The sequence below is a fragment of the Photobacterium sp. SKA34 genome, from assembly GCF_000153325.1.
In the GTDB taxonomy this organism is placed as follows: Bacteria; Pseudomonadota; Gammaproteobacteria; order Enterobacterales; family Vibrionaceae; genus Photobacterium.
This window is the reverse complement of the sequence record NZ_CH724141.1, coordinates 1691011-1708932: the sequence shown is the minus strand read 5'-3', so window position 1 is coordinate 1708932 and position 17922 is coordinate 1691011. Positions and strand designations below refer to the sequence as shown.

21 protein-coding genes are annotated in these 17922 nt (G+C 35.0%); 10 read left to right on the top strand and 11 right to left on the bottom strand.

Annotated features, from left to right (window positions below; translation table 11 throughout):
• Positions 1–190: 190 nt before the first annotated feature.
• Both SKA34_RS08915 and SKA34_RS08910 read left to right on the top strand, forming a co-directional pair.
• The gene (locus tag SKA34_RS08915) at positions 191–439 is read left to right on the top strand and encodes a DinI-like family protein (protein ID WP_006645184.1); all 249 of its coding nucleotides are present in this window, start codon (positions 191–193) and stop codon (positions 437–439) included.
• 132 nt (positions 440–571) lie between these two features.
• Entirely contained in the window at positions 572–949 is a 378-nt protein-coding gene (locus SKA34_RS08910) for a cupin domain-containing protein (protein WP_006645183.1), read from the top strand.
• Positions 950–995: 46 nt separating this feature from the next.
• Here the strand turns inward: SKA34_RS08910 and SKA34_RS08905 are convergent, their stop codons facing one another.
• Complete coding sequence (locus SKA34_RS08905; protein ID WP_006645182.1) at positions 996–1346, bottom strand: hypothetical protein; 351 nt, start codon at positions 1344–1346, stop codon at positions 996–998.
• A 50-nt stretch (positions 1347–1396) separates the two neighbouring features.
• Positions 1397–2137, bottom strand: coding sequence for a GIN domain-containing protein (locus SKA34_RS08900; protein ID WP_039859889.1), 741 nt, complete (start codon positions 2135–2137; stop codon positions 1397–1399).
• 293 nt (positions 2138–2430) lie between these two features.
• Between SKA34_RS08900 and SKA34_RS08895 the strand changes: the two genes are divergently transcribed.
• Together SKA34_RS08895 and SKA34_RS08890 are read left to right on the top strand one after the other, a co-directional pair.
• Entirely contained in the window at positions 2431–3873 is a 1443-nt protein-coding gene (locus SKA34_RS08895; protein ID WP_006645181.1) for a tyrosine-type recombinase/integrase, read from the top strand.
• A 118-nt stretch (positions 3874–3991) separates the two neighbouring features.
• Positions 3992–4243, top strand: a complete 252-nt coding sequence (locus SKA34_RS08890) for a hypothetical protein (protein ID WP_006645180.1) — start codon at positions 3992–3994, stop codon at positions 4241–4243.
• A gap of 53 nt (positions 4244–4296) precedes the next feature.
• On the opposite strand, the gene SKA34_RS08885 is transcribed toward SKA34_RS08890, so the two are convergent.
• A complete protein-coding gene (locus SKA34_RS08885) occupies positions 4297–5538 on the bottom strand; it encodes an Nramp family divalent metal transporter (RefSeq protein WP_006645179.1) in 1242 nt (413 codons plus the stop codon).
• Positions 5539–5867: 329 nt separating this feature from the next.
• On the opposite strand from SKA34_RS08885, the gene rpoS reads away from it, so the two are divergent.
• Positions 5868–6743 (top strand): RNA polymerase sigma factor RpoS, encoded by an 876-nt coding sequence (rpoS, locus tag SKA34_RS08880; protein WP_006645178.1) that lies wholly within the window; start codon positions 5868–5870, stop codon positions 6741–6743.
• 95 nt (positions 6744–6838) lie between these two features.
• A complete protein-coding gene (locus SKA34_RS08875) occupies positions 6839–7384 on the top strand; it encodes a DUF1439 domain-containing protein (RefSeq protein WP_006645177.1) in 546 nt (181 codons plus the stop codon).
• 111 nt (positions 7385–7495) lie between these two features.
• Here SKA34_RS08875 and chrA read toward each other — a convergent pair whose 3' ends face one another.
• Positions 7496–8647 carry a chromate efflux transporter gene (gene chrA / locus SKA34_RS08870; RefSeq protein WP_006645176.1) on the bottom strand — a complete coding sequence of 384 codons (1152 nt, stop codon included), beginning with the start codon at positions 8645–8647 and terminating at the stop codon, positions 7496–7498.
• Positions 8648–8844: 197 nt separating this feature from the next.
• Between chrA and SKA34_RS08865 the strand changes: the two genes are divergently transcribed.
• The gene (locus tag SKA34_RS08865; protein WP_006645175.1) at positions 8845–9795 is read left to right on the top strand and encodes a LysR family transcriptional regulator; all 951 of its coding nucleotides are present in this window, start codon (positions 8845–8847) and stop codon (positions 9793–9795) included.
• A 62-nt stretch (positions 9796–9857) separates the two neighbouring features.
• Positions 9858–10403: a hypothetical protein gene (locus SKA34_RS08860; RefSeq protein WP_006645174.1), complete on the top strand. Its 546-nt coding sequence runs from the start codon at positions 9858–9860 to the stop codon at positions 10401–10403.
• A gap of 63 nt (positions 10404–10466) precedes the next feature.
• On the opposite strand, the gene SKA34_RS08855 is transcribed toward SKA34_RS08860, so the two are convergent.
• Positions 10467–11576 carry a 1-acyl-sn-glycerol-3-phosphate acyltransferase gene (locus tag SKA34_RS08855; RefSeq protein ID WP_006645173.1) on the bottom strand — a complete coding sequence of 370 codons (1110 nt, stop codon included), beginning with the start codon at positions 11574–11576 and terminating at the stop codon, positions 10467–10469.
• A 259-nt stretch (positions 11577–11835) separates the two neighbouring features.
• Between SKA34_RS08855 and SKA34_RS08850 the strand changes: the two genes are divergently transcribed.
• The gene (locus tag SKA34_RS08850) at positions 11836–12516 is read left to right on the top strand and encodes a hypothetical protein (protein WP_006645172.1); all 681 of its coding nucleotides are present in this window, start codon (positions 11836–11838) and stop codon (positions 12514–12516) included.
• Between the two features lie 29 nt (positions 12517–12545).
• Here the strand turns inward: SKA34_RS08850 and SKA34_RS08845 are convergent, their stop codons facing one another.
• Together SKA34_RS08845 and SKA34_RS08840 are read right to left on the bottom strand one after the other, a co-directional pair.
• Positions 12546–13097: a hypothetical protein gene (locus SKA34_RS08845; protein ID WP_039859885.1), complete on the bottom strand. Its 552-nt coding sequence runs from the start codon at positions 13095–13097 to the stop codon at positions 12546–12548.
• Positions 13098–13116: 19 nt separating this feature from the next.
• Positions 13117–13638 carry a nicotinate-nicotinamide nucleotide adenylyltransferase gene (locus SKA34_RS08840; RefSeq protein ID WP_006645170.1) on the bottom strand — a complete coding sequence of 174 codons (522 nt, stop codon included), beginning with the start codon at positions 13636–13638 and terminating at the stop codon, positions 13117–13119.
• 246 nt (positions 13639–13884) lie between these two features.
• Between SKA34_RS08840 and nadE the strand changes: the two genes are divergently transcribed.
• Positions 13885–14721 (top strand): ammonia-dependent NAD(+) synthetase, encoded by an 837-nt coding sequence (gene nadE, locus SKA34_RS08835; protein ID WP_006645169.1) that lies wholly within the window; start codon positions 13885–13887, stop codon positions 14719–14721.
• Positions 14722–14822: 101 nt separating this feature from the next.
• Here the strand turns inward: nadE and SKA34_RS08830 are convergent, their stop codons facing one another.
• From SKA34_RS08830 to SKA34_RS08815, 4 genes are all read right to left on the bottom strand, one after another.
• Positions 14823–15347 (bottom strand): HD domain-containing protein, encoded by a 525-nt coding sequence (locus SKA34_RS08830; protein WP_006645168.1) that lies wholly within the window; start codon positions 15345–15347, stop codon positions 14823–14825.
• Positions 15348–15470: 123 nt separating this feature from the next.
• Positions 15471–15656, bottom strand: coding sequence for a YoaH family protein (locus tag SKA34_RS08825; protein WP_005365166.1), 186 nt, complete (start codon positions 15654–15656; stop codon positions 15471–15473).
• Between the two features lie 100 nt (positions 15657–15756).
• A complete protein-coding gene (locus SKA34_RS08820) occupies positions 15757–16956 on the bottom strand; it encodes an NnrS family protein (protein WP_006645166.1) in 1200 nt (399 codons plus the stop codon).
• An 80-nt stretch (positions 16957–17036) separates the two neighbouring features.
• The gene (locus SKA34_RS08815) at positions 17037–17909 is read right to left on the bottom strand and encodes a DUF2861 family protein (RefSeq protein ID WP_050764783.1); all 873 of its coding nucleotides are present in this window, start codon (positions 17907–17909) and stop codon (positions 17037–17039) included.
• Positions 17910–17922: the final 13 nt, after the last annotated feature.

Below are 17922 nucleotides of genomic sequence, written 5' to 3'. Positions count from 1 at the left end.
GCTTTATATCGATATTATATGAACGTTATTTTGATTAATTATCGTTAAAGATGTTACAAATATCTATGTTGTTATTAAGTATCAGTATTAATTAATACAACTAATTACAACGATTCAAATCTTGAATTGATGTTATGTAATGCTGTTTATAAAATCAGTATTGTTATATACAGTTGGATGTGATTACTATATGCGTATTGAATTAATGCTTAACAAACTAAACCTATCTGATGTTCATTTTTCAAAGATTGATGATGAATTTAACCGAAGAGTATTAATGATCTGGCCGGATGCTAATATTCGTGTACGTCTTGGTGGTGGAAATAATCTAACAGTACTTAGTGGTTTTTCTGATGATAAAGTACGCGTTGAAGCATTGCTTCAGGATATGTTTGATGAAGCGGACGATTGGTTATACAACGATCACGATATATATTAATTAAGACATTATATTCTTAAACTGATTTTTTAGCACGTCAATTTGGTTCTTTATCTTTCTTTTTTAGCTATCTATAAAATAATTTTCTTCACCTATAATAACGCTACGTTCTGATAGTTAAATGATTTTATTATGTGTGATTTTGTTTCTAAGAATGTCTGGTCTGATTTTACAAAAGAGCCTGAAATGCCAGGTTTTAGTTTCCGAGATACAGATGAAAAGAATGAAAACTGTGTAACAGCTTTACTTGAACGTTGGAAAGCCGGTACGTTTGAAGCACCGCATCATCATCCCAATGATGATATGTCGATCATAGTCAAAGGTGAAATTGTTATTCAGTTTTACGTAAAGAAAGATGGTGAACTTGTCAAAGATGGTGATGAAGTAACTCTATCTACAGGTCAAACGGGTTATATTCAGGCTAACAGAATACATAGTGTTTTATACAAAACTGATTGCGATATGGTGTATATCCAAGATCGTGTATTTGGTTTTGAAAGTGACGAATAAATTGTATGTCATTAAAAACAGCCATTCTTCCGAGTGGCTGTTTTGCTTACAGCACAATCCATGGCTCATGTTCAACAAGTTCAATCGTAACTTTTTCTTCTCTTACTACAAAGTTTAATGTTTCTTTATAGTTATCAATTTCATCTTGGTTATTACAGGGCCAGAAGAAATGAATGCCGTAACTTACGGTGATCACACCACTTTTTGAATCTTGTGCCATTTCTACCATATCAACATTTAGACTCGCTGTAGCAAATTGATATCGAAGATCCTGTTGATCATGCTTAGTGAACAAAGTGGGAGAAAATTTATCCTCATGGCTTTGTACATATTCGATTATATTTTCCGCGATTGAAAGTTTATTATTAACTGAAAACGTTACTGTATATATTGTCATGATCGGCCCTTATCTAATTGAGACTATCATTACATATTTAGTATAAAACGTCAGTTCTGATAACAATAAGTTATTTTACTATTATCACTAGCTACAATTGTCGATTCTGCTGCTTTATTTATTGTGATCGATGAATCATCTTCTATCGAACCATTTATTGTACTGTTCGAAGTATTACAAATAGTGGCAATTGACTCCTCTTTCATGTTTACTTCAACATGGTTTACTCCTGAAGATAGAGAAAATAAAGAATCAGCCGCTAGCGACACATTTAAAACCCCAATGGGTTTATTTATATCAATAGATGATGATTGAAAGGCATTAACAATAACTTTTTCAGCAATAATGCCGACTTTAACATGTGCATTGTTTGTTGCTGTAATATCGAGATTAGTTGTTGAACCATGAAGTTCGGCATAACTTTTATTCGATACAATAGCGCTGAATTTAGTGTCATCTAATGCACATCCATCAATATTTACCTTTGCATGATTAGCGATATCAATTTTAGTCAAAGGTTTAGAAACAATAACCTGAGCGGTAATGTTAACCTTAGGGTTCGCTGTTTCTGAAGGATATAATTTAAGTGTCGCATCATTCACTTGTAACTTCACCTTTTCGAGTTCATCACCCGTAAAGGATATTGACGGTAATTTTCCGCAATTTATATCCAACACTAAATTGTTAAGGCTCATATCAATTTCATTAAATTGCTTGAGATAGATATTAGTTGCACTTACTGAAGTAGAAAAAATGCAACAAAGCCAAATAACTCTCTTCAACAATTTCATACCTACATCCTTTTATCCCCATTACTATAATTATAAGAAATTACTTTCTCTTTAATAGTATTAAGTTTACTACGTAGTGACAGGGTAACATTTTAAGGATTTATACATTAACGAAGGAATTACTTTGGTTATTTAAAATATGGCTAAGAAAAAATAGCGATAAAACTGCCAGTACATCATTGTATTGATGATCTTAGTTGATCGAGATATTCCCGCTAAGTTACAGTTTTATATAGTAATTAAAACTCAGTCTTATATAATATCTCTTATAGCAGATCTAAAAAAACTTTGTAATGCAGAATAAATTCCCTATCGATCCAAGAACCGCAAGTTTAAGAACAACATCGTTACGCCAGCAAACACATTTAGCAGAACGCATCAGTCATATAAATTATGCCTCGACTAATCCTGCGTTATCTTATGTATATTCATTATCTGCGACTGACACCACTGGTGGTCAAGCTAATGCGCGTTATACCCTTGAAAGGCTTGCACGATATATACTGGGAAATAGCTTTCAACTTATTGATTGGATTAAACTATTTAATGACCAAAAAAAACTTATTGATGCAATTAAATCATTTCTAATTGCTCGTGCTAAACAAAAAGCAAAAATGAAAAATCATTATTTCAGTGTTAATCAACCAATAAAGAACTTACAAGTAAAGCCTCTACTTAATGCTTTATTGAATGTAGCTGAAGTTCTTAGATGTGAGCAGAGCTTACCTGACTCATGTGTAATTGAATTTAAAGATCGTGTTGCGGTTTTTGATCTTGGTTGTTTTAATAAAACCATGATAGAAAATGGTTGGCTTCAACCCATTTTATCTCAGGACTATTCGTTTGAATTATCTAAACAATCTGAAGTGATGTTAGAGGCATTTAGTTGTTTTTGTATTCGAAGTTGTGTCGAGCGTTTTGATTGGAGTCGCATTTTATATGCCCCTATTCTTCAATCAACGATACAATCATTTTTAAGTGATCGAATAGATAACCAAAGCAGTGATCGCAAAAAAACGTATGCGCCAGCAACCGCTGATAATTTACTTCGAATGTTACGCGGTGTTGCTCAGCATGCTTGGCTTGCTGAGTTAATCTCAGTTGAAACTTTAGAACGTATAAAAGCAATCAAATTACCGAGGGGCTCTCGTCAATCTAGTGGCAGATACCTTAGCTATAGTGAATTAGATCATATTTCAGCAATTACGCTTAATCAAAAGAATAAAGTTAAAGCATTGAGAGATAACGCTATTTTTTGGTTAATGTATGAAGCGGGATTACGACGAGCAGAAGTAATAAATGTAAATTCGTTTGATATTGATATGAATCGGTGCCAACTACGTGTTGTAGGTAAAGGTAATAAAGAACGTTATGTTCCTTTCTCTCGAAATAGTGATTTATATAACGCAATGGCAAAATGGCTAGGTGTACGCCTGAAAGATTTTAATCCTAATTTACCCACATTATTTTGTACTATTAATCGTTACCAATCATTGACTTATATGCGATTAACAACACAAACACTTAATGATTTATGTAAAAAACTCAATATGTTGGGTTTTTCTCGTGTTGTTTCTCCCCATGATTTTCGACATTCAGTGGCAACAAACCTTTTGCGTTCAGGTTACGACTTATTGTTAGTCAGTAAATTTATGGGACATAGTAGCATTACGACAACTCAACGCTACGATAGACGTACTGATGATGATTTAAAAGGGGTTATTCCGAGTAGATAATGTAATTGATAGTCTTATCTTTATATAAAACAACCATTTAACTCGCATTTATTGCAAAATAAAATGATGGCAATAAAACGTTATTAAATATAATACTCCATGGACAGGAGAATTTTTCATGAAGATGTGTGTCATCAGCTCATTAATTTCGTTTATTTTGCTTCTCTCTTTCCCTTCGGAGGCTCAAAGTGTAAAACAGTACAAAGATCAATACAGTGTTTTACCTTGCAGTGGTCTAAAAACAAAATTGGAAAGCTTAGAAAAACGCTCGAAAATGATCTTAAACGTTGCATCTGAGAAAGCTAAAAAAGAGCTTAAATATAAAAATAAAGCACTGCATTTATTGATGAAACAAAAAAACTGTGAGTAAAAAACCAAACAAGTAAAGTTTGTTTTTTTTCGTGTGCTGATTTAATTTGAAATTTAAGAAAGTGTCATCATTAAATATATATTCAAGGCAACAACAAGAGCAATAATAACAACACCAGCATAACTAACGTATTTGTTATTTTTAAACTCACCCATTAGTTTTTCATTATTGGTGAAAATCAGTAACGGTATAATAGCTAATGCAATACCAAAACTAAGAACGACTTGACTCATTACTAAAATCTCAGTGGTATTAATAGCAAGTCCGATAACAATAAAAGATGGGATCATTGTAACAACACGGCGTAATAACAAAGGAATTTTAAATTTTACGAAACCTTGCATTACTACATCCCCTGCCATTGTACCAACAACAGTAGATGATAATCCTGATGCAATAAGTGAAATGGCAAATAATGTGGAAGCTGCTTGTCCAACAAGTGGTGTCAATGTTTTGTAAGCGGTTTCAATCTCTGCAATATCTTGATTACCTGAGTAATGGAAGACGGCTGCCGCCATGGCCACAATTGCAATATTCACAAAGCCAGCAATGACCATTGCAATGAGTACATCTAAACGTGTTGATTTTAATCTTTTTGCTTTTGTTTCACCGTAAGTATTTTTGAATAGCGCCGAATGTAAGTAAATAACATGCGGCATTACTGTTGCACCTAAAATACCTGCGGCTAAATAAATTTGATGTGAACTATTCATTGTTGGAATAGCAAGACCTTTTATCATCTCACCAGTAGCAGGATGAGCAAAGAAAAGCTCAATAACGTATACAACAGCAACGACTAATAATAATGTAGCAATAACAACTTCTAATGGTTTCTGGCTTTTATTACTTAATAATAGAATAGCCATTGTTACTATGGCTGTAATTATCGCCCCTTCCATTAAAGTAATGCTAAACAATAATTGGAAACCAACGGCTGCGCCAATAAACTCAGCTAAATCAGTTGCCATAGCTATAATTTCAGCTTGAATCCAATATGGTCCTATCGCCCACTTAGGTAAATGGTCACGTAAATGTTCAGCGAGGTTTTTACCCGTAACAATGCCTAGTTTTGCAGATAGATATTGAATAAACATAGCCATTAAATTTGCCCAAAGCACAACCCATAATAGTTGATAGCCAAAAGCAGATCCCGCTTCAATATTTGTAGCAAAATTACCTGGATCAATGTAACCAATAGCGGCAATAAATGCTGGGCCTAGAAGTAATAGTTTTTTCTTTAGTTTTAAACTGAAGGTAGCCATCTCGGGCTTAACAGAAATAGATGTAGAGGCCATAGCTAACTCCTTAAATGATAGTTGCATCATATACTTTTGCAAATGATAATCAATGTCATTTGGGGGGTTATTAGTGGTTGGTTAGATTTCATAAATGATTATGTGTATTTTAATAGTTTAAATCTATCTTTGGGTTGTAAATTAAAGATTGACATTGTAATAAATTATCATGCCGGCATGTTTGAATTATTATAAATGTAAATAATTTTAATATTATAATAACAATCTCATAAAATAGTTGTCAGATAATTCCTTTATGGTAGGGTAATTCTCGTTACTTATAAAAATACTATGTCAATAGATACCAAATTGACATAAAAGGACTTTGTATGGATATGAATAAGAAAGAAGAGCAATTTTCACATGGCGGAGATATTGTTCATTTATACCTCAAGGATATATCAGAAAAACCACTTTTAACGAAAGATGATGAAATTCTATATAGTCGGAAAAGTTTATCCGGTGATGCCTACAGTAAAAATGTTTTAATTGAGAGTAATTTACGATTAGTCGTAAGTATCGCAAAAAAATATCGAGGCAGTAGCATACATATAAGTGATTTAATTGATGAAGGAAATATTGGATTAATGACAGCAGTTGAAAAATTTGATCCTGAAAAAGGATTTAGATTTTCAACATACGCTACATGGTGGATAAAACAAACGATAGAGCGTGCAATACATAATCAAGGAAGAACGATACGTTTACCTGTTCATGTATCAAAAGAAATCAACACCATTATTCGGACACACAAACAATTAGTAAAGAAAAACAATCAAGAACCTAGTACAGAATTAGTCGCTGAAGTATTAAATAAAACACTTGATGATATATCTACAACACTTTCTTATGACACCCCTATTGTTTCGTATGATCAATCTATTACAAGTGAAGCAAGTTCCCAGTCAATAGCTGTATTAATTGCTGATGAAAACAGTGCCAAACCTGATGACCTCGTTGACGATTTAGCAATCCAAAAAATTACAACTAACGTGCTAAATTGTTTAAATAACAGAGATAAAGAAATCATATGTCGTAGATTTGGTTTATTAGGTTATGAAGCACAGACTTTGCAAGAAGTTGCTGATGAAGTGGGCCTTACAAGAGAGCGTATTCGGCAATTGCAAGTTACCTCATTAGCAAAACTTAAAAATTCACTTAGCCGTGATAACTATGATATTTCTGTTTTTTTTGCTAACAGTTAATATTTGTTTGAGAGTAGAAAGCACGTAGGTTTACGTGCTTTTTTTGGTTATTATGGGCTATAAATAAAGCATATATATTTTTCTTAAGGTTTTTTATGCGCTTAAAAGCTCTAATTATTGTCAGTTCTGCCTTCTTCTTTACTGGCTGTAGTAGTTACGGTGTCACTGAGAGTGAGATGCAGAATTACATAAACAAAGAAACGAATGTTGAGCGTTCTGTTGGCATTCAAGGTATAGCTTACGCAACAGGTAAGCTTGAAAAAGTAGATGTTGGTATTGGTCGTGTCGCTGATAATCGCGTAAGTGTAGATGCTACTGCTAGTGCGCAACTAGAACTTGCAGGCCAAGCACCTCAAGATGTTGTTGTTAAAGCAAATTTCAGTGCAATCCCCTATTATAATCAAGATGAAGGGGCAATATATTTGCGTGGTTTAAATATTGAATCATTAGCAATAAAACCGGAGAAGTTTAATAATATGCTCACCAAACCGGTTATTACTCCATTTGTCTCACTCATTGGTCAAGTGTTATCAACCAAACCTGTCTATAAGCTAGATGAGAAGGAAATGAAGCAAGCGCTATTGAAATCTACTAAACCTGAATTGATTATTAAAAATCATCAATTAGTTCTCGATTGGTAAGTTGTTATTCTATTCGATCAAAAAGTTATAGTGCATTAGATTTTATTCTATTATACCCTATAAAAAAGGATCTGCTAAATGCAGATCCTTAAATTTAAAGTCTTATTTCAGTTAAATAATAATGAAATATTGGCTTAAAAATAACAAGGTAGCTAATAACCATATAGGGCATTTAAAGTATTTAAACGCAATAAACCCAAGAACAACAGTCACTATATCTAATCCTGTTTTCATCCCACTGGTAATAATAAGATTAACAAAAGCGCTGGCTAATAAACCAACTACACACGCATTAACTAAAGTGATTGATTGTTTTAAACGTTGATGCTCAAACAACGCTTTCCATGCAGGAATAAATGCAAAAAGTAACAAACTTTCCGGTAAAAACACAGCAATGGTTGCAATCAAGCTACCCAATACAGGGTGTATTGAGTCTATTGAAGCCCCTAAATAACTTGCCATAGTGAACATTGGCCCAGGCACTAGCTGTGCTGAAGCATAAGCATTAATAAAGGTAGACTCCCCTACTAATCCTTCCATCATCGGTTGTAAAAGCGGTAATACAACGTGGCCACCGCCAAAAACAAAACTACCCGCTTGGTAGAAGATATTAAATAAATTAATACCGCTGTTATAAGATGCTAACAAGGGTAACCCTACTAACAACACAACAAACGTAACTAAAATGCCAAGGTGTGGTTTTATGCTAGTGGCTAGTTTCTTTGTTGGTGTAATCTCTGTTTTATATGACAATGCGTAACCAATAGCTGCCGCTAAACATATAGGTAAAACTTGGCCAAGTAGACCTGTACTATAATAGACCCAAATAGCAGTAATCACTGCCACTGACATAGTTAGCGCTGTGGTTAAGTTCTTTTTAGCCATTCCCCATAACGCATCAGCAACGACGATAACAGCAAGTAGTTTTGCTGCGATGATTAAGCTATCAACAACAGAGTTAGACGTTACACTGCTGCTAACAATGGCAAGCGCAGTTAATAATGCAAAAGATGGTAAAGTAAAGCCAGTAAAGGCGGCAACGGCTCCTAAATAACCCGCTTTCTTATAACCAATATACATACCAAGTTGGCTACTTGCTGGACCAGGTAGAAATTGGCATAACGCTACAGCATGAGTGAAATCATCATCAGAAATCCATTTTTTTTCTTGTACAAAAGAACGTTGAAAAAAACCAATATGTGCTGCTGGGCCGCCAAAGCTATATAAGCCCAATAATAAAAAGGTAGTAAAAACGGTAAACATGCATTCCTCCATTAGCAATATCGTTATCATATCGTTTCCATACGAATTATTTAAATCGTTTAAAATGATGTAAGTTATTATTTATATTCATACATAGAGTTGATGTTTATCAGCCAAAAAATCATAATGTATAGATAGTGTTAATTGATTATTTTGTCACGGCAGAATCATAGTGACAGTGTAACTTGGAATACCAAATGCTAGATAATTTGCAACAGATGGTAATACTGGCTGCTATAGGTCATGAACAAAATTTCACGAAAGCTGCTGAACGCTTGGGAATATCAAAGTCTCAAGTAAGTAAACAAATAAAATGTTTAGAAGAAAGGTTAGGTTGTCAGCTTGTTCAACGAAGTACTCGAACTGTTGTATTAACCGAAATTGGTGTGCAATACGCAGATTATGGCCAACAGTTGATTGATACTGTTAGTGAAGCAGAAGCCATGGTTGCGGGCTATAGAAATGAAATAACAGGCGTATTACGAATTGGTATCGCCCAGTCATTCGGTAATATTCATATCACTTCCGCGTTAGCTGAATTTCAAAAGAAAAACCCTGAATTAGAGCTTGAGATTAGTTTATTTGATCACCGCCCAAACCTTTTAGAAGAAGGCTTTGATTGCTGGATTGCAATACATGAACATCCACCTGAAGGAATGGTAGCTAGAAAACTCGCTAAATGTGAATTTGTCGTTGTAGCATCCCCTGATTACATAGCACAACATGGTGAACCAATTGTCCCTGGTGATTTACGTCAACACAATTGTATTACTTACCAAAGCCGTGAGCGTAAATATGTAAACTGGGAATTTGGTCGAGATGGATTAAAACAATCAATTCGAGTAAATGGTAATTATCGTATTGATAATGCTCCTGCAGTGCTTGATGCTGCGTTAAGTGGCTTAGGTATTGCCTATCTCTCAACCTATCTCTTAACCGATGAGATTAAAACGAATAAGTTAATAACGTTACTTAATGATTGGAAAACAACAGTTGAATTACCCATTTATGCTGTATACCCAAGACGTAAGTATCTTGCGCCAAAAGTCCGATGTTTTATTGATTTTATGGCTGAACGTATGGCACTACCGCCGTATAAAAATATCAACCCAATCATAGATAATCATAAACAAACTCAAGAACAGTAATTTAGGTTCTCACAATGTTCATTGTACTAAACTAATAATAAAACAAGTACAATGAGCATGTTATGTTATCTTTTTCTGCTTATTTTATTCCAAATAGATTGTTCATCTATTTAATAACGATAATAACAATTTCAGTGACTGTCTCAGTAATCACACTTCCAGCTCATGCGTTACATAGCTTTGACCGAAGCAATCCAATAGAGCCAAGCACAGCGCATATTAAAGCATATATTCCAAAGCAAGCGTTACTCGTTGAACTCCAAGATAAGTACAATGTTGTTTATTTTATTGATAACAGTAATAAATTAACTATTGATATTAAGAGAGTGTTGAATGATTTTGGCTATGTTCTTAAAAATCACCAGCAAACCTATGCTGTAATTACTCAACATATAAATACAGATTTAGGTTACGAACGGCTATTCAATATAGCAACTTATATTGCACTTCAATTCGATATTGAAGAAGAAAGGATTCAACTGCTATTGATCTCTGAAGGAGAGTCTAGGCTATATCAAGATTTCGATGATAATTGGAAAAATAGTGCTGAAATAATCATACCGAAAGCGATTATTGTTACCTATGACCCTTACTTGGGGACCTACTAAAAACGATGCCTTTTCTTACTAATCGTAAAAATCGACACCGTTTTGTAGTCATCACATGGACTGTTATTGCTGTTTTTTAAGAGCAGGCAATGCATACATCTGCTTTAAAATATCATTAACACTATCACTATGATTTTGAAGTTTTTGCGCGAATTTGTTTCTCTCTTCGTCTGTTACTATTTCTGAATCGATATTCGCAGCAATGTAATTGGCTGGGAATAAATGATAATTTTCAGTAATTTGACGATCAATTTCTACGGCTAATTCTTCAGGTGTCTCTGGTGAATTGTGGATGACATCACCAAAGCTTACATGAATACGACGCTTTTGCCCTACAATACCTTGTACTATGCTTTCGATGTCTTCAAACTCACCTTTTTCATAGGTACCTGTTGTTGCTTTTTGATAAAGCTCTTCAGCTTTAGCCACATCACAAGGGTCATTTTCATAAGAAATCGCAACAGGGACAATACTTAAGTTATTCATAAACTCAGAAAATGGAACTTTCTGTTTACGCCCTTGCATAAAGAACATTTTTAAAATAGCAGGATCTGTCTTATCGTTACCATCTTTGGCACGCCCTTCTTTTTGAGCAATCCAAATATTATTTCCAGTTTCTAAAGAATGAGAAATATAACTTGAAAGAAGTCCAAGTGACTTCATCAATTCTCTAGGGCCTTTTGCTGAACGTTTTACAATAAAGCTTTTGTTTAAACGCATTAATTCTGTGGCACAAGGCTTCTTTAGTAAGTTATCACCAATGGCAATACGTACTGTGTTGAAGTTTTCTTTAAATAAACACCAGTTAACCATTGCTGGATCCATCGCAATATCACGATGGTTAGAAACAAATAAGTAAGCCTTATTTGGGTCTAATTTATCCAGACCTGTATACGTTACACCGTCACATGAGTGTTCGATTGTTCCTTGCATATATTTGGCAACTTGATTTTGAATATCTTTTACCGATTTAATGCCTGACCATTTCTTTACAAGGAAACGTTTAATTAGGGGAATAAGTAACCAACCAAACATGCCTGACGCATGTGGAAAACGGTACTTTAAAATAGCGTTGATAAAATCTTTATCATCAATGAGTCGTTGAATCGCACCACTGACTTCATCGTCATTATACGGGCGAATTTCTTTATAAATATCTTTATCTATATGCACAGTAATGCTTCATGTTGAAAAAACTGAGTTATTTTACTAGTAAATAATGATTAACCAAACAACCTCTGTCAATATCCGTAATGGTTGGAGGTCATACCTCACGTTATTGTCTACTTTTTCAGCGCGGGTGCTATTTTTTACACTACTTTGATCATATAAAAAATGATATCTACAGTATTTAGGTAATACACAATCCTCTTTGTTGACGCTAATAGAAAAAAACACGAAGATATGCAGGCTTATGTGTAAGAGAGTCAGTATGAAACAAGCTATTGAGTTTTCAAATAACGAACACCCTTTTCTTTTTGTTGGTTCACGTAAAAAGAGCCAATCTTCTTACTTTATCGTTGTAACGAATGGTTGTGTGTTAATCCGATTAGGTAAACAAGAGCATATGATCACTAAGGGTCATGGTTTCTGGATCCCGTTTGATTGTTTACATGCCATCACAGTGTTACCTGGTGCAGTATTTTACAAAGTTTCCTTTTCTGTTCGAATGACACAGCCACTATGCACTGATGCTGGCTTCTTTGTTGTGTCATCACTCGTAAGAGCCGTGCTAGATGAATTGGCAAAAACTCCCGTGCAAGAGCATAAATGGGATGGAGCAGAAGGACGTTTATTAAAAGTCATTGCCGATCAAGTCGAAAAGCTATCTGTGTCTACTCAATCACTTTGTCCTGCGATTAATAAACAGCATCACAATTCTTTAGCGTTAATGCTAACAGGTAATAAAATCACTGAAAAAACAGCAATAACAAACGTTGAATCAGTAATGAATATGACAGTAAAAGAGTGTGAAGCCTGCATTCTGATGCGAGAAGTGCTAAAACTCAGTCGTTCTGGACGAAAGCTCCCACAAATTGCAGCTCAGCTGAATACTACAGAACAAATGGTAGAAGCACTTTCTTTGCCAATTTTAGGTGAAAGTCTACGCTAAACGGATTACGCCCTTAGCACGGGCGTTTTTTAATTTAATGGAATATGAACTTGCATCGAGATCCCATCTTCAACATGGTTATTATTATGCCAACGATAATCAAATCTAACACGTGGTTTATGACCAGTAATATCGCCAAAACCTAAACTCATTTGCAGACCATGATTTAATATCCAATCTTCAGCCTCCGCAGCACTTGTAAATTCTTCCTCGTCATAGTTAGTTGGCATCCAAAAACCTAAGCCATAAAATGTTGATGAATTGTGGTTCATTAAAACAGGTGAATCTGCAAATTTATCATCCCAGTGTAACCAGAATTTATCACCATAGCTATTATGGTCAATTTTCCACGGTATAGCCCTATCATGTTGTGAAAACATTAGCGAATGGTTTATATTATGATTGCGTTCAATACTATAAATAGGCAATGAGCAGCCTTTGGTAATATTTGGATAATCGATACTAAAAGTCTGTGAAACAGCATCTAATGAATAATAATTTTCGCATTTGAAAGCGTAAGTTGACGAAGACAACATCATTGATAAGAAACAAAAAACAACTAATGAAATTTGTTTAAACACTTCGCCTTGTCCTCTAAAGTTAAAAATGAAAACGTTTATCCGTCATTAGTAACTGGCTAACACTAGTAGTTGTTAACTCACTGATATCTTTATTTTCAGCTAATGCTTCTCGAATTAGAGTACTTCTAATCGGTAATGTTTCTGGACATGCAAGCACTTGCCATTGACTAAGTATTTCTTTTGACTTAAAAAACTTTCCAAAGTTCAAGAAATTATCAGGTCCAATAACAAATGTAATTTGATGGTTTGGATAGCGCTTTTGTAATTCCACAAGTACTACATGCGTAGTAATAGCTTCATCACCTACCGCGATATCTTGCTCTAACGTGGACAACACGAGGTTATCTTGAGAAATATCATCAATGAAAGCAGAAACTAATTCACAACGTAATGAATAATCCAACATATTCTTACCCCAAGCATGATTGTAACTTGGTAGTAAAAGTACTTCGTCATAATGCGTTAATCGTTCTAAAACAGAACGATGTCCTAAACTAGGCGGATTAAAAGCGCTGCCGAATATAGCAAGAGTTCGTTTCATCCATCAAACCTTTCGTTTTATCAATTGATTAATTTTCACACTAGAAATTTCTAATGATGTAACTATTATTTAAGCATTTAATAGGAAAATGCTGCTTAATTTTAGTAATATCTATTTTTAGCATTGATCATAATAACGAGTTATCGCATGATTTTGCCAAAGGTGTAATGGTTTATCTCTCATTTAGCTATTATATCGCTTCAAATGATTAATATTTGGGCTAACTCTCTTAAGGATTCATATACCATGGAACAGCTTATCCGTACTGAAATGCGCGTGCTACCTGTCATTGACGTTGATTTTGAAATCCAACGCCGCGTTGATTTTATTCAAAAAAAACTTAAGCAATCAGGCTGCAAATCACTTGTACTAGGCATTAGTGGTGGCGTGGATTCAACAACATGTGGTCGTCTTGCTCAACTTGCTGTTAATGGTTTAAACCAAGTTTCTAACAGCAACGATTACCAGTTTATTGCCGTTCGTCTACCCTATGGAGAACAGCAAGATGAAGACGAAGCACAACTAGCATTGCACTTTATCCAGCCTAGTCACTCAGTAAGTGTTAATATTAAAAAAGGTGTTGATGCCACTCATGCAAGCACCCTTTTGTCATTAGAAAATACAGGACTTATTCCTAGCGACAAGGCAAAAGTTGATTTCGTGAAAGGCAATGTTAAAGCTCGGACACGTATGATTGCTCAATACGAGATTGCAGGACTTGTTGGCGGTTTAGTTATTGGCACAGATCATTCAGCTGAAAACATTACTGGTTTTTATACAAAGTTTGGTGATGGTGCTTGTGATTTGGCACCTCTATTTGGGTTAAACAAACGTCAAGTTCGTGCTATTGGAGCAAAACTTGGTGCGCCAGAACAATTGGTTTACAAAGTACCTACAGCTGACTTAGAAGAATTAGCACCACAAAAAGCTGACGAGGACGCTTTACAAGTTTCTTATGATCAGATTGATGACTTCTTAGAAGGCAAACCTGTCACCGATTTTGTCCGCGATCGCTTAGTTTCTATTTATAAAGCAACCCAACATAAGCGCCAACCTATTCCTACGATTTATGATGAGGAATAATGACTGACAGCAAAATGTCTTCATAATGAAAAAATAAAAAAGGTCAGTATATTTTTCAAATACACTGACCTTTCTAATAACTAACCACTAAATTTCATGCATTAAGCACAGTTAACACAATTTTTTGAATGAATAAGCGCGTCCAATTGTTGCCATAATGGTTCACATAGACCAGCACGATAAACGGCATGCTTAAAAGCGTCATGTTCTGCTTGATACATTAAAAAATGGCGACGTGAATTATTGCTACTTGATTCAACGTTAGCTAAGCGATCGCAGGTTTTAACAATTAATGCTAGACGTGCTGCATCTTCAGCTGGATCAAGCGATAATAACCGTTGGTTTATCTCTAATTTTCGCTTCGCTCGATCTTCTAATTTCACATCAGTGACATAATTCACTGCATCAGCAATAATAAAACCAAACAGATCTGCCAACTCATCAAAGCTGGTATCAGTATCTTCAATCACATCATGCAGTTGAGCTACAATAATTGCATCAATACCATATGGTCGCGCAATTTCTGCAACGGTATCTAAATGAATGTGGTAAGGATAATCTCCGTATTTTTGCTCGCCATGTCGACTTTTAGCAAAAGCTTGAGCCTGTAAATATCGGTCATTCATATAATTACCCTAATAAAATTATGTTTTAATTATTTGTATAATAAAAACATATAATTGAACAAGCTTTTATTTGAAAATAAAGTATCCAATTATAAAAAAAGAGCCGTTAAGCTCTTATTTTAATTACTCTTCTTCATCACTGAAAGTTTCACCAGCCGCTTCACGACGTTTAATATCCGCCTCTCGGATCTGGTGAGCAACAATCATTATTGCTTCACCACTACTAATACCTTGCGCCATCAGCTCATGGATACGCTCAGCAGCTTCTTGTTGTTGTTCATGATTGAGCGTTGGAGTGTGATTGTACATAACTATCTTCTTGTTGATGAACGAAGCATCATTTTAGAGCTAATAGCCAATGATGTCACTGATTATCAAGCTACCAATACAGTCCTCTCTCGTTGATCATTCACCCTGGATGACCGTCAACACGGGGCTTTGTGAGTACTGGAAAATAGACAATGGTAAAAATCCCAAAAGCAATAGCCCACAAACTAGCAGAAATCACATAGCCATCAAGTAACATACTTGGCGCAACTATAGTCAATAATACTCGTGCTAATAGTGATAAAAATAACGCGATGAAAGCGACTTGCATAAAACGGTCGACTTGCAATTTACGTCCTGTGTGCCCTAAAGATACACGCGAGATCATTGCTAGTATCATTCCCCCAAGTCCACCAATGGTAATTATATGAATAGCTATAGACTCACTGATGGCTGTCGTATAAAGGCTGCAACCTAGTAAAAATAAACCAATAATTAATGACAAATAAGCTAGATGTAAAGACCACAGTAACGGTATCCGCCTTGTTGAGATTGTGCGCCAGCGAGAAAGACGAACAAAGTTGGTTATGGCTGCAATGATCGACAACGGAGCAATAAGCCAATTTATTGTTTCGTTATTTATAAAGAATGTCGTCAAAAGCAACAACCAAGCAGGTATAAGCGCAAGATATTCAATCGTTTTAATTCGTTCAATAACTTTGGTATTAGTTCCGCGTGACGTAAAAAATGGGATAACTCGGCCACCAACAACTAAGGTAATCACAGTTACTACCAACACGACAGGTAAAGCAATATCGGCTATAGATTGATGACTCTTGCCTAACGCAATGAAATGAAATTGAATATTGGTAAAAGCAAACAGAAGTAAAACGGGCACAAAGAAAAGATTACGCCACTGCTTAACTTTTATAATCGGTATTGCAAGATAATAAATAGAAACAGCAATCCATAATGTATCAATAAACAGCCAAATACTGCTCACTGAGCCCAACATTAAACCAATACGAGCAATCAACCATAGGCTGAAAACCAGCAACAGTTTAATACCTTTAATACCCGTTTGCCCTGTCCAATTTTGTACCGCCGTCAATAAAAAACCAATAATGACTGCGCCTGAAAATCCAAATAGCATTTCATGGCTGTGCCACCAAATAGGATTTGAATACATAAGACTAGCTAATTGAGACTTACCTGACCAGAACAATGCCCAGATTATCATTGCGATAACTGAAAAAGTACTTGCTCCAAGAAAAAACGGTCGAAAACCTAAACGTAAAATTGCAGGTATTTTATCTTCTTTTGCTTTATCGATGATTTGCATAATTTACACCACTTTAAACATGCATTTATTATACATGTTTAAAGTAATAAAAAACCACTCTTATATAGTGGTTTTTAATCTCAATATGTATCATCAGAATAATCAATGGACCGAGTGATACTTTGAATGTCTAAAATAGATATCTCACCTTGCCATCGACTTTTTATTAAACCAACATCAAGCCAATATCGCCCTTCTGGGATATTTAGTTTGGGTAACTTAGTCGGTAGATGAGTATCAGTTTGTTCGCTCCATAATGGTCGCCAATCTGTATCATTTAAGTCATACAACTTTATCGACAAACTCGGAGCAGGACATGATGAATTCAATTTAGCCACATGATCAATACGCCATGAATTGCTATCTTTCCACCCTAAGTTCTGTTTTGCCGGCGGCTCATTCAGTACAATCCATTTATTCCAAGCGGGTTCACCTTCAGCGATGATCGTCAATTTATATAATCCAGCTTCTACTTTATGATCGAGCTTTTTAGCATCTACTTTAAAGTAACCGCCATCATCAATCACAGGTTGGGCATCAATTAAATTATAATTAGGCCACTTAGAAAGATTAATCTTGGTAATGTTAACTCGTGTTAAACCAACAATCGATAACTTAAGTAACTTCTGGTTAATATTTTGAACTATAGAACGCTCAATTGATAACTTTGATAACCAAGAAGGCAAGACTGTTTTATCAAGGTTATGACCACAGTCCTCCGTGATCGCAAGATCAAGCAAACCATTAAGATTAGCTTTCTGATCTGTTGTCGGAGATTGCTGCCAAGCCTCTACAATCGATTCAAATGATTTATCCGTTTGACCTTCAAGTAAATGTCTATGGGCAGCCGCATAAGAGCTTTGATCTACAAACCAAGCTGCGTTAGCGTTAGGTATTAATAACGATGCGTTAATAATACCTAACTGACACAAGAAAAAGGTTATTCTTCTCATTTAATAATCAGTA